Genomic DNA, 12,907 nt, shown 5'->3' with positions numbered 1-12,907 from the left:
TATTGTTCGAGATGAAAGGGTGCCAATGGCACCTGCACTGACGCCGCGTGTGTCAGACCGCGAGTAACCCGCCGTCGATGACGAAGTCCGAACCTGTAATGAACGAAGCTTCATCCGAGGCGACGAATACCGCCATGGCCACCACTTCTTCGGGTTCGCCGGGACGGTCCATCAATACACCGTCCAGCAGCATGGCGCGCATTTTCGGGTCTTCCAGAAACGGCCGGGTACCCGGCGTGGCGACAAAGCCCGGGCTCAGGCTGACCGCACGGATACCAAACGGTGCGCCTTCCACGGCCAACTGGCGAGTGAAAGAGACCACGGCGCCCTTGGCGGCCGAATGCGCGGCAATACCGGCGACTTTCGAACCGCCCCAGGCCGCGGTAGACGACACGTTGATGATCACTCCGCGCTGCTCGGCCAAGTGCTGCCAGGCGTACTTGGTGGTGTAGAACAGCAGGTCGATTTCGTTGCGCATGGTGAACTGCCAATCTTCGATCGACATCTCGCTGACCAGCCCGAAACGTGCGGCGGAAGCGTTGTTGTAGAGGACGTCGATGCGTCCGTGCTCAGCGACGGCGGCATCGATCCAGGTCTTGGCCTGTTGGTGATCGCCCAAGTCCACGGGCGCCGAACCATACAGGGTAAACCCCTCGGCCCGCATCAAGGCTGCAGTCTCTTCATGGCCTTCGGCGTTAAAGTCGCAGCCGACCACAATCGCCCCTTCGCGGGCAAAACGCAGCGCCGCAGCGCGGCCCTGGCCACCGCCGGTCCCGGTAATCAATGCGACTTTGTTGTGTAACCGTCCCATCCGCACATCCTCAACTCTGTGGTTATCACGTGACGACTGACGCTCACGCCATTAAACGGCTTCGTCTTCCTGGGTGATGGGCTCAAGCCAAATGGCCTCCGCCGGGCAGGCGGCAGCCCCTTCACGGGCCTCCTCCTCCAGTTCCGGTGGAACACGAGCATCGTCCATGTATACCAAGCCATCGGCATCAAGTTTGTACAGGCTTGGGCAGATCGCGGCACACAAACCATAACCACAGCAGCGGCTACGGTCTGCCACGGCTTTGAATTGCGCTTTTTCTGAACTCATTTTTGTCTCCTTTATCAGGTCCAGTCTCAGCAAATTATGAACACTATTTTATTTTATGTGCAATTAATTTTTAACGCGGATATGCTGCCATCTATCCGCTGTCGCAAAACACTGGTCTGGAATCCAAATGGATAAAAAACAGCAGGATGTTGAACACGACCGGATGCAGATTGATTGAAAGGTGGGTTCAACGCAGGAAATTCGTTTGTCTTTGAGTCAGATAGCTGTGCTGGACAAAGGGGATTTTCTGATTTTATTCTGAATAAAAAACCAGATTCTGTTCAAAGAATTTGCTGGCGGTGGTCCACATCACCATCCAAAGCAGTGCTTGGCTCAACAAAACCTATAAGGAAGCCAACTGAATGCACCCGTCCAAGAACGAAGCGGCCATTGATCTTCATGAGTTCCGGCAAAGCTGGAAGATCCTGATGTTGGCTGTCGCCGGTGTCGCCATCAGCATCAACGCCGCCCTGCTCTACGGCTTCGGCACCCTGGTCGTACCACTGGGCGATGCCTTTGGTTGGAGTAAAAGCGAACTGCAGGCCTGCATCACCTTCCTGTTTGGCGGCGCCGTGGTGTCCTTGCAACTGGTGGGTTGGTTCAACCTGCGCTACGGCATGAAGCGCGTCACGGTGATTTCCCTGCTGTTGTTGTCGCTCGGCTACCTGGCGACCACTCAACTGACCCAATCGATCTGGTCGATGTACATTGCCTTTGCGTTGCTGCCCATCGTCGGCATGGGCGCCCTGGCGGTCACCTGGACGCAATTGATCAGCCTGTGGTTCGACAAAAATCGTGGCCTGGCGCTGGCCATCGGGCTGTCCGGTACTGGCGTCACTGCCGCCACCATTCCCCGCCTGATGGCGTGGGGCATTGAGCAATGGGACTGGCGAGCGGCCTTCGTGATTCTCGCGCTTCTCAACCTGCTGGTACTACTGCCGCTGATTCTGCTGTGGTTCAAGCTACCCGCTGCGGTGGGTAACCGTAATGACGGCAGTGCGCTGGAGCAATTGCCCGGCATGGGTTTTCGTGAAGGCATGGGCTCGCTGAAATTCTGGACCTGCAACCTGGCACTCGGCCTGGTGATTTCTTCGATTGTCGGCATGGTCACCAGCACCGTGCCCATGCTGCAAGCCAGAGGTTTGTCCGCTGCGCAAGCCGCCACCATCTTCAGTGGTTTTGGTATCTCGCTGATCTTCGGGCGCATGTTGATCGGCTACCTGCTCGATCGGCTATGGCCGCCAGCGGTGTCTGCGCTCAGCCTCGTGCTGCCCGCTATCGGGTGTTTCATCTACCTGAGCCCCACCAACGAATTTGCCCCCCTGCTGCTGGCGGCCGTACTGGTCGGTTTCGGCGCCGGGGCAGAGTTCGACATTGCCGCCTTCCTGATCGCCCGCTACTTCGGTTTACGCGAATACGGCCGTCTGTTTGGCGTCCATCAGGGCTTGAATACCGTGGCCTCGGCACTGGCGCCGTTGCTCTTCGCCTACATGCTGGCACGCACCGGTTCTTATACCTCGATGCTGGTATACAGCGCTGCTTGCTGCCTGATCGGCCCCTTGTTGTTGCTGACCCTGGGGCGAGTGCCACGCTTCAACGCACAAACAATTCCAAGTCAATCCTGAGCCCCCAACAAGAATCGGAGCAGAACATGCCCACTTTGACGTTTATCGAACACAACGGCACGGCCCATCAGGTCAAAGGCGACGTAGGTCAATCGGTGATGCAAGCCGCTACATTCGCCTCAGTGCCGGGCATTCCTGCCGACTGCGGCGGCGCCTGCAGCTGCGCCACCTGCCACACCTATGTCGACGAGGCCTGGCTGAGCAAGGTGCAAGCCGCTGAAGGCATGGAAAACGACATGCTCGAATACGCGTTCGAGCGCCGTGACAACAGCCGCTTGAGCTGCCAGTTGATCATCAGCCAAGAGATGGACGGCATGGTCCTGCACCTGCCGTCGTCGCAATTCTGAATGCGCTTGAAGGAGCTAACATGACCCTCGCCTCAGTCGTTATCGTCGGTGCTGGCCAAGCCGGTTTTCAGGTCGCTGCCTCCTTGCGTCAGGAAGGCTATGACGGGCGCATTACCCTGATTGGCGATGAGCCAGGCCTACCCTATCAGCGGCCGCCATTGTCCAAGGCCTACTTGCTCGGCAAGATCCAGGGGACCAATCTGCTGTTCCGTCCCGCTGAGTTTTATGCCACCCAACGCATTGAACTGCTGCATGACCAGGCGACGGCAATTGACCGCCAGAACGGTCGCGTAGTGTTGGCCTCCGGTGAGGCGATCAGCTATGACCACCTGGTATTGGCCACGGGTGCACACAACCGGCCGCTGCCGGTGCCAGGCGCCGAGCTGCCTCAGGTATTCGGCATCAAAACCAAAGCCGATGCCGATGCCTTGGCGCCACTGGCTAAAGAAGCGCGCAATGTGGTGGTGATCGGCGCCGGGTTCATCGGTCTGGAGTTTGCCGCGGTAGCCGCAGCACAGGGGGCCAATGTCCATGTGCTGGAACTGGCCGAGCGGCCAATGGCCCGTGCCGTGTCGCGGGAAATGTCGGAGTTGTTCCGCCAGGCCCATGAAGCCTGGGGTGTGCATTTCGACTTCCGCCAGGGCTTGAGTCGCATCGATGGCGACAACGGCAAGGTCTGCGCCGTGCAAACCGCTGACGGACGTGCCCTGCCTGCCGACCTCGTGGTGTTTGGTATCGGTGTGATCCCCAATGCCCAACTGGCAACCGAAGCGGGTCTGGCCATCGAGAACGGCATCAAGGTCGACGCCAACCTGCTCACCTCTGACCCGCGAATTTCCGCATTGGGCGATGTCGCCAGTTTCCCGTGCCTGCAAAACGATGAACAGCACACGCGTCTCGAGTCGGTGCAGAACGCCATCGACCAGGCCCGCGCAGTGGCCGCACGGTTGATGGGTAAACCGGCGCCTTACGGCGCCCTGCCCTGGTTCTGGACCGATCAGGGTGACCTGAAACTACAGATTGCCGGACTCTCCAACGGCTACGACAGCACTGTTGTCCTCGGGTCTCCCCAAGACAAACAACTTTCCGTGCTGTGTTTCCGCAATGACCGCCTGGTAGCCGTTGAATCCTGCAATCGCATGGGCGATCACATGGCCGCGCGCAAGATTCTCGCCCGCGCGCCCAAGTTGTCGGCAGCCGAAGCCGCCGCTGACGGTTTCGACCTGAAAGCCTGGGAAGCGGCCAACCGCGACTGAGCGCCGCATGGACAGGTAAAACCCGCAGCCGCGCCCGCCTCCGAGCTGACGCGGCTTTTTTTTTGCATAACGACTGGAGCGATGCAATGAACAAAGTCTGGTTTATTACCGGTGCCGCCCGAGGCTTGGGCGCCGCCATTGCCAAAGCCGCCTTGGCTGACGGTGACCGCGTGGTGGTCAGTGGCCGACGTATCGAACCACTGGAAGATGCCTTCGCCGAGTTCGGTGAGCGCGTTTTGGCGGTGGCCCTGGATGTGACCAACGAAGCCCAGGCACTGACTGCCGTAGAGACTGCCGTCGCGCGATTTGGCCGAATCGATGTGCTGGTCAACAACGCCGGCTATGGGCAACTGGCACCCTTTGAAGACAATCTTGCCAGTGAAGCCGACAGCCAGTTCGCGACCAACGTGTTTGGTGTCTTCAACGTCTGCCGTGCCGTGTTGCCCGTCATGCGTGCGCAACGCAGTGGTCACGTATTCAACGTGTCCTCAATGGGCGGTGTGGTGGGGATGGGCGGTGCGGCGCTGTACTGCGCGTCGAAATTTGCCGTGGAGGGTTTTTCCGAATCCCTGAGCCTGGAAGTGGCGCAGTTCGGCATCAAGGTAACGCTAGTGGAACCCGGGGTTTTCCGTACCGACTTCCTCGACCCCAGCTCCGCTGTCTTTGGTACCCGTGGGCTGGAGGATTACGCCGCACTCACGGCCAAGGTCAAAGGCGCTTCGGCCGCCTACAACCACCAGCAAACCGGCAACCCGGCGAAACTGGGAGACGCGCTGGTTCACCTGGTTAACAGTGAACATCCGCCGTTGCGTTACCTGGCCGGCTCCGACGCTTACCTGCAAGTCAGCAACAAGCTCAACAATATGCTCGCGCAAATCGAGCTGTGGCGACAGCTTTCCTATTCCACCGACGGTGTATAAGCCGCCAGTGCGCACAACCTTTATGACAAGGCTGTGCGCACCCGGGCGATCAACCCTTACTGGTTGATGAAATAACGCACAAACAACTGCCCTTCTTCGAACCGATACAACTCGATTGTTTCGATGCCGCCTTCCTGCTCGCGAAAGGCATTCAGGTGATGGCACGCGGCTTCGTTGCCATTAACGATGCACTGCCGCACCTCGACGCGAATCTTCGGTTGCTGTTGCGCCCACATGCCTTCCAGGACCTGCCAGGCATCGTGCTGTGGTTTGCCGACGTATTCGATACTCAAGCCATTGGCCGAGACGCTGCGGTAATGTGCAAAAAAGCCCTCTTTATCGCCTTTGTTCCAGCAGTCGATCTGGCCGTGCAGGAAGTGCTCGATTGCGTGTTTGTCCATGCTCATATCACGTTCGTCCTCGGGTGGGGTTCAGGCGTGTTGCCGTTGTTGTAGAGTGTGCTGAAGCGCCAGAAATGCCGGTTCCATCTTCAACCACAACAAAATGCTCGGGCCGATAATGGCGCAGCAGAAACAGCACACCAGCACCGCCGAATAACTGCCGTAAGTATCGTAAAGATGGCCGAACAACATGGGCACCAGCCCGGCAGCAATGGTGATCAGGCACAGGTGCAAACCGAAGATACGCGCGTAGTCTTTCAGGCCGAAATAACGTGCCATCAGGAATGCCGCCAGATCGAATTCAGCCCCGGCACTTGCGCCGATACAAAGAGTGGCAAGCACCATTAACGGTGTGCTCTGCGCCCCGCCAAAGAGAAAGATCGCGCAGCCCAGCGCAGGCAGTGCCAGGCTCACCGCAGCCACCAGAGAAGGTGAAAAGCGGTCGAGCATGTAGCCCACCAACAGACGCCCGCCGATGATGGAAATACCAAAGGTACTGAATATCTGGCTGGCTTGCTGGCCGCTCAAGCCTTTGCTTTGCAACATCGGCACCATGTTGGTCACCATGCCTACGGTCAACGATACCGAAAGGATCAGCGCGATGTTAAAGCCCCAGTATTTCCCGGAGCGCAACGCTTGTTGGAAGGACATGCCGGCCAGTTCCGGGAGTTCCTTCTGTGTCGTCGCTTCAGTGCTGGCGTGCGGCGCCGGCATGCGCAACCACATCAAAGACAAGGGCAGCGTAAACAGCAGCGGCATCGCCCCCAATGCAATAAAACCCGCCTGCCAGCCATAGACGGCAATCAACCGCGACAGTAGCGGCGGCAGAATCATCGCCACCAGCCCGGTTCCACATAGAATCACTGCCAGCGCCAGACCCCGGTTGCGCTCGAACCAGAGGTTGACCAATTGCGTCCAGGTGATCGCAATGGTGCCGGCACAGACGATCGGCATGCTGAAAAACGCCAGGTACAACCAACCAATCGAGCCCTGAATTTGGGTGATCGCAAAATAACCGACGATCTGCAGCACGATCGAAACAATCGCCACTCGACGCAAACCGAAACGGCGGTAGAGCCAGCCGACCAACTGCGTAGAAATCGCCACACCGGCGAACAGGAAGGTGATCGAAGCCTGCAAGTCGCCACGGCTCCAGCCGAAGGCCTGCTCCAGCGGAATAACCAGGGTGCCGAAGGCATACAGCAGCGCAGCGGAAAGGCTGGTGCAGATGCCAAACAGACCCAGCAGTACCACGCGCCAGCCGCGCTTGAACTCGGAGAAATCATTGCCACCGTGGGCGGTATTGCTGCTGTTGCGTGTCTCAATTGTCATGACCTGACTCCCGGCGCGGGCCGCCATCGCGGACGCGCGACATGATTAGTGGCCCTTGAGGATTTCTTCGACTTTGGGCAGCGCGATCATGGTGGCGCCACCATCCACCAACAACGACGTGCCGGTGATATAGGAGGCCTCGTTGGAAGTGAGAAACATCACGGCATTGGCAATATCAGCGGACTCGCCCAGGCGCCCAACCGGGAAGTGTGCGGCGAGTTTGTGCGGCAGTTCATTGCCCAGGGTTTCCAGCATGTGGTCAGTGCCAATCAGCCCAGGTTCGACGACGTTGACCAGGATATTCATGGCGCCGAACTCCACCGCCAAACCACGGGCGAACGCATTCATGAATGCTTTGCTCGAACTATAGGCAATCAGTCGTGGTGTGTATTTGCGGTTGGCTTCGCCGGAGGAGATGTAAATCAGCCGGCCTTTGTCGGCTGCTTTGGACAGGTAAGGTGCGCTGTCCTTGGCCAGCCAGAACAACGACTGGATATTGCTGCGAACAATGTGATCGAAGGTGTCATCGGCCATTTCGGCGATCAGCCCGTGACTGGTGTCGGCGGCGCAATGCACCACGATATCCAGGGAGCCAAAATGTTCTACGCCGCCCTGCACCATCGACTTGATCGCCTCACGATCGGCGATGTCTCCACCGACCAGGCAGGCTTCACCGCCCAGAGCCTTGATTTGCTCGATTGTTTCTTCGCCGTATCGAGCGGTGCGTGCCGACACCACCACTTTGGCGCCCTCACGGGCATAGGCCAGGGCAATGGCGCGGCCCATGCCTCGACCGGCACCGGTGACCAGTACGACTTTGTCGCGGAATTTCATCGTGATTCCTCTTTATTGTTATTAGTTGAGGCTTTTTGTGGGAGCGAGCCTGCTCGCGATGTTTCTGAACGATAACGCGCCAAGCCTGAAGCCCCGCGGTGCTCTCAGGTTTTTCGCGAGCAGGCTCGCTCCTACAGGGGGTTCACTGATTTAGAGGTCCTTGCCTGGAACGTTACGGGCCGAGCCGTTACGCCGGTCCGACTCGCCCCAGCCCAGCCAGTGCGAAGGCTCGCGGGTATCGCCAACCCGACGCCAGCGCCCTTCCTGCTGCGCCGTGACCGGGAAACCGCCAACGAAGTCGATCATTTCGCCCTTCTCGTCAGGCAGGAATTCCCACTCCTCCTTGCCTTCGAGCACGATTTTGGCCGACTTCAAAAAGTAGCTACCGTCCTTGTGCTCGGTGTGCCCTTCGATATCGGTGGTGACCCGCACCTCGCCTTTTTCATTGTTGAAAATGGCGTAACCCAGGTGGTCGTGACCGACCATGAAAGAACCGGTATCCCACGTGCCGTCTTTATAAACGGTGACAAAGGACCACCAGATCACATGCTTGTTGTTGTTCACCACCAAGTCTTTCTTGAAGTGGATGGCGCCGCCTTCAGCCATGTAGAACTGGTCCAGCGCCATGGCGCCTTTTACCGGGCGCCCCTCGCAGACACCGGCGATATCCCACAACTGTGAAACGTAAAAGGTGCCCCACTCCACACCCGGCAAGTACCACTGCAAACCGGGTCCGAGCAGACGACCTTCGAGATGAAACAAGCCTTCTTCTTTCCAGGTCAGGCGTTCGCTGCTGGCCGTGATTTCCCAGCCATTACCGGCTTCACCCGGTTGGCTGGCCCAGCGTGCGGTATCACCTTCCAGGCTATGCACAGGCAGTGGCGTCAGTGCCTGGCGGGCCATTTTTTCGTGGTCCATGCGCAGGTGAACGTTGTCGACGTGGTTGTTCAGGTAGTAGAACTTGGTCGGGTTCGGCGTGCCATTGGGCGCCATCAGCGACCGCACGAATGAATAGATGTTGCCCTGTTCATCGCGCACCGAGCCGAACGGCGAGCTCTTGCTCAAATGCAGGCCGAAGAAGCCGCGCTCGGCAGACATCGAAGCGCCAGTGACCTTGTGCGGCCCGACCAGTTGCTGGAAGCCGAAATCACCGCGTTCTGGAATGGTTTTGAACGTTCTCATACTGCCCTCTGTTGTTTTTATCAAGGCCTGGAAACGGATTGGAATCGTGGGTCAGTCCCAGATCACCGGGAGTGTCGACACGCCGCGCAACTGCGCGCCGCCGATCTGCGGGACGGGCTGGGTCGGGTCGAGGCGCAAGTTGGGGAACAGATCGAGGATCGCGTTGACCGCGCAGCTGATTTCGACCTTGGCAACGAACTGACCGATGCACATGTGCGGACCGAAGCCAAAACCAAAAGAGGGTTTTGGCTTGCGGTCGATGTCGAAGACATCCGGGTTTTCAAAAGCGTCTTCGTCGCGGTTGGCGGACACCACCATGCACTGGACGAATGAACCTTTGGGGATCTTCACACCATGAAATTCCACTTCCTTGGCGGTTTCGCGCACTTTGAAAGTGGCGACCGGTTCAAAACGGGTGGTTTCGTCCATCAGCTTGCCAATCAGCGAGCGGTCGGCCTTGACGCGTTCGAGCAAGCCGGGCGTGGTGAGCAACAAGGTCATTACCGAGCCGAACATGCGCGTGGTAGTTTCCCCGGCCGCCGGCAACAACGAGCGAGTGAAGGTGATCACTTCATGGTCATCCAGCGTGCGCCCTTCGTATTCCGCGCGCAGCAAACGACCGACCACGTCATCGCCCTGGCTGCCCTCGGCGCGACGTTGCACCACGACCTCGGCCAGTGCGTCGTAAAGACCCTTGACGGCGATGCCGGCCTGACGCCGCGCTTCGACCATCTTGCTCGGGTCGATCTGGTTGCCGCCGACAATGGCCAAGGCCCAGGCCGCATATTGTTTGTACTTGGACGGTTCATCCGAGGGGAAGCCCATCAAGGCGTACATGATGCGAATCGGCAGCTCGAGGCCGAACTTCATCAGGTCGGCTTTCTTTGCCGGCAACATTGGCTGGATGTACTCCTCGCGGATCACCTGGTCGATCTGCGGGCGCCACTTGTTCACGGTCTCGGGCATGAATGCCGGTTGCAGCAAGGCGCGCACCTTGCGGTGTTCGTCACCGTCCATGGCCAGAATGATCAAGCCATCGAAAAACGCGCCCAGACCTTCGGCAATAAAGCCGCTGGTGTAGGTCGCACCATCGCGCAGAACAGTCATCACGTCCTGGTATTTGAACAAGGCGAAGGTCGGGCGAGTGCCCTGCTGGGTACCGGCATTGGTTGGCACCCCGAATTGAGTAATGAAATCGCCTTCATAGATGGGTGACTTCAACCGTTGCTCGCGGCACACCGCATGAATATCCAGGTCAGTACCGCGATACATTTCCGATACGGCGGAATACGCGGTGGCCAGGTCCAGTGCTGCGCTTTCGTTGCTCATCAGGTTCTCCTGTCTTGTTTTTATTGCTCTTGCACACCAAGATTGCCCGGCTGCCAATCCATGGTATGCGGTTGTGTCTGCACCGGTACTGCGCTTCGTTTGACTCTGGGTCAAACGATGGCGCCCGGGTATATGCTTCAAGGTGTGACCCCATTCAACAGGAGGAGTACGAGGTGGCGGTGAAGGCAGGAGAAGGTGGCGAACAGGGCAAACGCAATACGATGAATCGCCTGCTCGCTGCTGCGCGCGTGGAGTTCGCCAAGAAAGGCCTGGCCGGTGCGCGCGTGGAAGAAATAGCCCGGGATGCCGGGGTCACCAAGCAACTGGTCTACCACTACTACAACTCCAAGGAAGGGCTGTTTGTCGCGGTACTGGATGAATCCTCGGACAACATCATGTCGGAGCTGGTCAACCTCAAGGTTGAAGAGCTGCCACCGCCTCAGGCGATGCGCACCGTGCTCAATCACTTCTTCGACCAATACCGGTTTGACCCCTTCCTCGGCAGCCTGGCGCTGGAAGGCATCCGCTACCACGACACCCACGAAACACCGCGTAACCATTTTCTTGAAATGGCACCGAAGCTGATCGCCAAGCTCGACGCGATCCTGGTCCGTGGGGCCGCCAGTGGTGATTTTCGTGCGGACATCAACCCGCGCCTGTTGCTGGCCAGCGCATCGCTGGTGACCACAGGCTGGTTCACCAACCGCTACTCCATGTCCGCACTGGCCGGCCTGGATACCGACTCGGCAGAAGGCATGGCCACCTGGCGCCAGTACTCGGCAGATTTTGTCCTGGCGAGTATTTCGTTGGGTGCAGAAAAAAACGCCGGCAGCGTTTAACCGCTGGCAGCGTCTTTCTTGATGCACTGAACCCGTGGCAAGGGAGCAAGTTCACTCGCCACACAAGCTCAACGCTCGTACTGGCGCTACCTGTTTTTCTGCAGGTACTTGCTCACCCGTTTGGCCGCCAACCGCCCTGCCATGCCGTTGACCCCACCACCGGGATGTATGCCGGCACTGCCCAGATACAACCCCGCCACTGGCAAGGTATCGCCGCCCAAACCGTACGCAGGGCGCATGGTGCTTGAGCGCATGGAGGTGGTGTCGATATGCACCACGCAGCCATTGACCGTGTTCAAGCGCGCGGTAAAGTCCGGTGCGGCCTCGATGTGTCGGCCTAGCACCTGCCCTTCGATCCCTTCTATATAGTCGTACAGCTGTTCCTGTACCTGGTCGGCCACTCGCTCACGCAAAGCGTCCCAGCCTTCGTTAGGGTTAACCGGCATCACCGGAGGGTAGATGTACAACACGTCCTGACCGGCCGGCGCTTGTGAAGGGTCGGCGGCGCTCGGTGCGGCCACGGTGATGTAGGGCAACTTCGGTACCTCGCCTCGGGCGCAAGCGGCGAAGTTTTCCAGCACCGCCTCTTCGGTACCGATCAACATCACGGTTTTACGCAGATCCACACCGTCGCCGCGAATGGCAGCAAAACGTGGCACGGAAATCTGCCCGCGCAAGGCAAGATCCACCTTCAGTGGTCCCGATCCCTTGCCGTTGGCTGGTGCCATGGCGATGCGGGTGAGCAAGTGTTGGGGAATTTCACCACGGGTGACCATATCCAGCGCAGGCTTGGGGTGACAGCCGGCAATCACCGCACGGGCCATGAACTGGCGACCATCAGCCAGTTTCACCCCTTTTATCCGGCCATCCTTGGCCACGATTTCACTGACGCTGGCCGACACCAGCACCTGACCACCCAGCTCTTCCAGACGCGCCTGCATGGCGTTGCTCAACTGCTGCATGCCCCCCAGGACACGACCCACACCAAAACGATGGAGGAAACCGAGCAAGGCGTAATAAATGCCACCGCCATCGGCGCTGATATCACCCGCCAGACCGGTCAGTGCACACATCGCGGAAATGGTCACTGGATGCTCGAAGCGCTCACGCGCGGCCTGCAGCGCGGACCCGGTCATCAGCGCCATCAGTTCGGGCTTTAAGGCTTTGTGTTTGATCGCGGTGCCGAGCATCTTCAGCTTCACACCCAGGTTGGTCTTCGCCGGGTCGACGCGCATCATCGGCAGCGCAATGTCGAGGAACATGTCGATGACCTTCATGAACTCAAGAAACGCCTCGGCGTCCTTGCTGCTGAAGCGACGAATCTCGGCAGCGGTTTTCTCACGGTCACGCCAGAAAATCAGCGACTGCCCATCCGGATGCAAATACACATACCCCGGCGCGAGCTCCACCGATTTGAAACCGTGGCGCTCCAGCCCGAGTTCCGCCGGCACATGGGAATGCACACGCATCGACATCATGTCCAGGGCACAGGGGTGGACCAGGTGCTGCGGCGCTTCGGGTATCAGATAGCCCGATGACGCCATGCCGCCGACCTTGTCCAACGCTTCGAGCACCAGCACTTTCTTGCCTTCCATGCCCAGGTAACAGCCAGCCGAAAGGCCATTGGTGCCACCGCCGACGACGATCACATCGAAGTCGGTATTTCCCGCTTTGTGGTTCTGATTCATCACTTGCTTCCATGACGTAATTCAACCACGGCGGCGCGCGGCGGCTGTGGTGGCG

The 12,907-nt window shown here is 58.8% G+C and carries 13 protein-coding genes; 5 read left to right on the top strand and 8 right to left on the bottom strand.

The window, feature by feature from the left end; translation table 11 throughout:
* Window positions 1–52 precede the first annotated feature (52 nt).
* Both AC1RDQ_RS08085 and AC1RDQ_RS08080 read right to left on the bottom strand, forming a co-directional pair.
* Window positions 53–811 (bottom strand): SDR family NAD(P)-dependent oxidoreductase, encoded by a 759-nt coding sequence (locus tag AC1RDQ_RS08085; RefSeq protein ID WP_057715099.1) that lies wholly within the window; start codon window positions 809–811, stop codon window positions 53–55.
* 51 nt (window positions 812–862) lie between these two features.
* A complete protein-coding gene (locus AC1RDQ_RS08080; protein ID WP_057715100.1) occupies window positions 863–1,099 on the bottom strand; it encodes a ferredoxin in 237 nt (78 codons plus the stop codon).
* 362 nt (window positions 1,100–1,461) lie between these two features.
* On the opposite strand from AC1RDQ_RS08080, the gene AC1RDQ_RS08075 reads away from it, so the two are divergent.
* The 4 genes from AC1RDQ_RS08075 (at window position 1,462) to AC1RDQ_RS08060 (ending at window position 5,247) form a co-directional block, all read left to right on the top strand.
* Window positions 1,462–2,724: an MFS transporter gene (locus tag AC1RDQ_RS08075; protein WP_057715101.1), complete on the top strand. Its 1,263-nt coding sequence runs from the start codon at window positions 1,462–1,464 to the stop codon at window positions 2,722–2,724.
* A 26-nt stretch (window positions 2,725–2,750) separates the two neighbouring features.
* Window positions 2,751–3,071: a 2Fe-2S iron-sulfur cluster-binding protein gene (locus AC1RDQ_RS08070; RefSeq protein ID WP_057715102.1), complete on the top strand. Its 321-nt coding sequence runs from the start codon at window positions 2,751–2,753 to the stop codon at window positions 3,069–3,071.
* Between the two features lie 20 nt (window positions 3,072–3,091).
* Window positions 3,092–4,327, top strand: a complete 1,236-nt coding sequence (locus tag AC1RDQ_RS08065; protein WP_057715103.1) for an NAD(P)/FAD-dependent oxidoreductase — start codon at window positions 3,092–3,094, stop codon at window positions 4,325–4,327.
* A gap of 86 nt (window positions 4,328–4,413) precedes the next feature.
* The gene (locus tag AC1RDQ_RS08060) at window positions 4,414–5,247 is read left to right on the top strand and encodes an oxidoreductase (protein WP_057715104.1); all 834 of its coding nucleotides are present in this window, start codon (window positions 4,414–4,416) and stop codon (window positions 5,245–5,247) included.
* Between the two features lie 56 nt (window positions 5,248–5,303).
* Here the strand turns inward: AC1RDQ_RS08060 and AC1RDQ_RS08055 are convergent, their stop codons facing one another.
* The 5 genes from AC1RDQ_RS08055 to AC1RDQ_RS08035 all read right to left on the bottom strand — a co-directional run bounded on the left by AC1RDQ_RS08055 (window position 5,304) and on the right by AC1RDQ_RS08035 (window position 10,325).
* A complete protein-coding gene (locus tag AC1RDQ_RS08055; RefSeq protein ID WP_057715105.1) occupies window positions 5,304–5,654 on the bottom strand; it encodes a nuclear transport factor 2 family protein in 351 nt (116 codons plus the stop codon).
* Between the two features lie 24 nt (window positions 5,655–5,678).
* Window positions 5,679–6,980, bottom strand: coding sequence for an MFS transporter (locus tag AC1RDQ_RS08050; protein WP_057715106.1), 1,302 nt, complete (start codon window positions 6,978–6,980; stop codon window positions 5,679–5,681).
* A 45-nt stretch (window positions 6,981–7,025) separates the two neighbouring features.
* On the bottom strand, window positions 7,026–7,814 hold the full coding sequence (locus tag AC1RDQ_RS08045; RefSeq protein WP_057715107.1) for an SDR family NAD(P)-dependent oxidoreductase: 789 nt from the start codon (window positions 7,812–7,814) through the stop codon (window positions 7,026–7,028).
* A 150-nt stretch (window positions 7,815–7,964) separates the two neighbouring features.
* The gene (locus tag AC1RDQ_RS08040; RefSeq protein WP_020798226.1) at window positions 7,965–8,996 is read right to left on the bottom strand and encodes a hypothetical protein; all 1,032 of its coding nucleotides are present in this window, start codon (window positions 8,994–8,996) and stop codon (window positions 7,965–7,967) included.
* A 51-nt stretch (window positions 8,997–9,047) separates the two neighbouring features.
* Window positions 9,048–10,325 carry a cytochrome P450 gene (locus AC1RDQ_RS08035; protein ID WP_198530242.1) on the bottom strand — a complete coding sequence of 426 codons (1,278 nt, stop codon included), beginning with the start codon at window positions 10,323–10,325 and terminating at the stop codon, window positions 9,048–9,050.
* A gap of 173 nt (window positions 10,326–10,498) precedes the next feature.
* On the opposite strand from AC1RDQ_RS08035, the gene AC1RDQ_RS08030 reads away from it, so the two are divergent.
* The gene (locus AC1RDQ_RS08030; RefSeq protein WP_057715108.1) at window positions 10,499–11,164 is read left to right on the top strand and encodes a TetR/AcrR family transcriptional regulator; all 666 of its coding nucleotides are present in this window, start codon (window positions 10,499–10,501) and stop codon (window positions 11,162–11,164) included.
* A gap of 86 nt (window positions 11,165–11,250) precedes the next feature.
* Here the strand turns inward: AC1RDQ_RS08030 and AC1RDQ_RS08025 are convergent, their stop codons facing one another.
* Window positions 11,251–12,852, bottom strand: coding sequence for a phytoene desaturase family protein (locus AC1RDQ_RS08025; RefSeq protein WP_057715109.1), 1,602 nt, complete (start codon window positions 12,850–12,852; stop codon window positions 11,251–11,253).
* Between the last annotated feature and the right edge of the window lie 55 nt (window positions 12,853–12,907).

This window comes from Pseudomonas sp. GW823-FHT02E01 (genome assembly GCF_058797535.1).
Note: the sequence above shows the minus strand (reverse complement) of the source record. Positions and strands in the feature narration are given on the sequence as shown.

Excerpts from the sequence above, each read along its gene's own strand:
- AC1RDQ_RS08040 (WP_020798226.1), bottom strand. The coding sequence starts at position 8,996 with ATGAGAACGTTCAAAACCATTCCAGAACGCGGTGATTTCGGCTTCCAG.
- AC1RDQ_RS08035 (WP_198530242.1), bottom strand. The coding sequence starts at position 10,325 with ATGAGCAACGAAAGCGCAGCACTGGACCTGGCCACCGCGTATTCCGCC.
- AC1RDQ_RS08025 (WP_057715109.1), bottom strand. The coding sequence starts at position 12,852 with ATGAATCAGAACCACAAAGCGGGAAATACCGACTTCGATGTGATCGTC.
- AC1RDQ_RS08055 (WP_057715105.1), bottom strand. The coding sequence starts at position 5,654 with ATGAGCATGGACAAACACGCAATCGAGCACTTCCTGCACGGCCAGATC.
- AC1RDQ_RS08080 (WP_057715100.1), bottom strand. The coding sequence starts at position 1,099 with ATGAGTTCAGAAAAAGCGCAATTCAAAGCCGTGGCAGACCGTAGCCGC.
- AC1RDQ_RS08045 (WP_057715107.1), bottom strand. The coding sequence starts at position 7,814 with ATGAAATTCCGCGACAAAGTCGTACTGGTCACCGGTGCCGGTCGAGGC.
- AC1RDQ_RS08085 (WP_057715099.1), bottom strand. The coding sequence starts at position 811 with ATGGGACGGTTACACAACAAAGTCGCATTGATTACCGGGACCGGCGGT.
- AC1RDQ_RS08075 (WP_057715101.1), top strand. The coding sequence starts at position 1,462 with ATGCACCCGTCCAAGAACGAAGCGGCCATTGATCTTCATGAGTTCCGG.
- AC1RDQ_RS08060 (WP_057715104.1), top strand. The coding sequence starts at position 4,414 with ATGAACAAAGTCTGGTTTATTACCGGTGCCGCCCGAGGCTTGGGCGCC.
- AC1RDQ_RS08070 (WP_057715102.1), top strand. The coding sequence starts at position 2,751 with ATGCCCACTTTGACGTTTATCGAACACAACGGCACGGCCCATCAGGTC.
- AC1RDQ_RS08065 (WP_057715103.1), top strand. The coding sequence starts at position 3,092 with ATGACCCTCGCCTCAGTCGTTATCGTCGGTGCTGGCCAAGCCGGTTTT.
- AC1RDQ_RS08050 (WP_057715106.1), bottom strand. The coding sequence starts at position 6,980 with ATGACAATTGAGACACGCAACAGCAGCAATACCGCCCACGGTGGCAAT.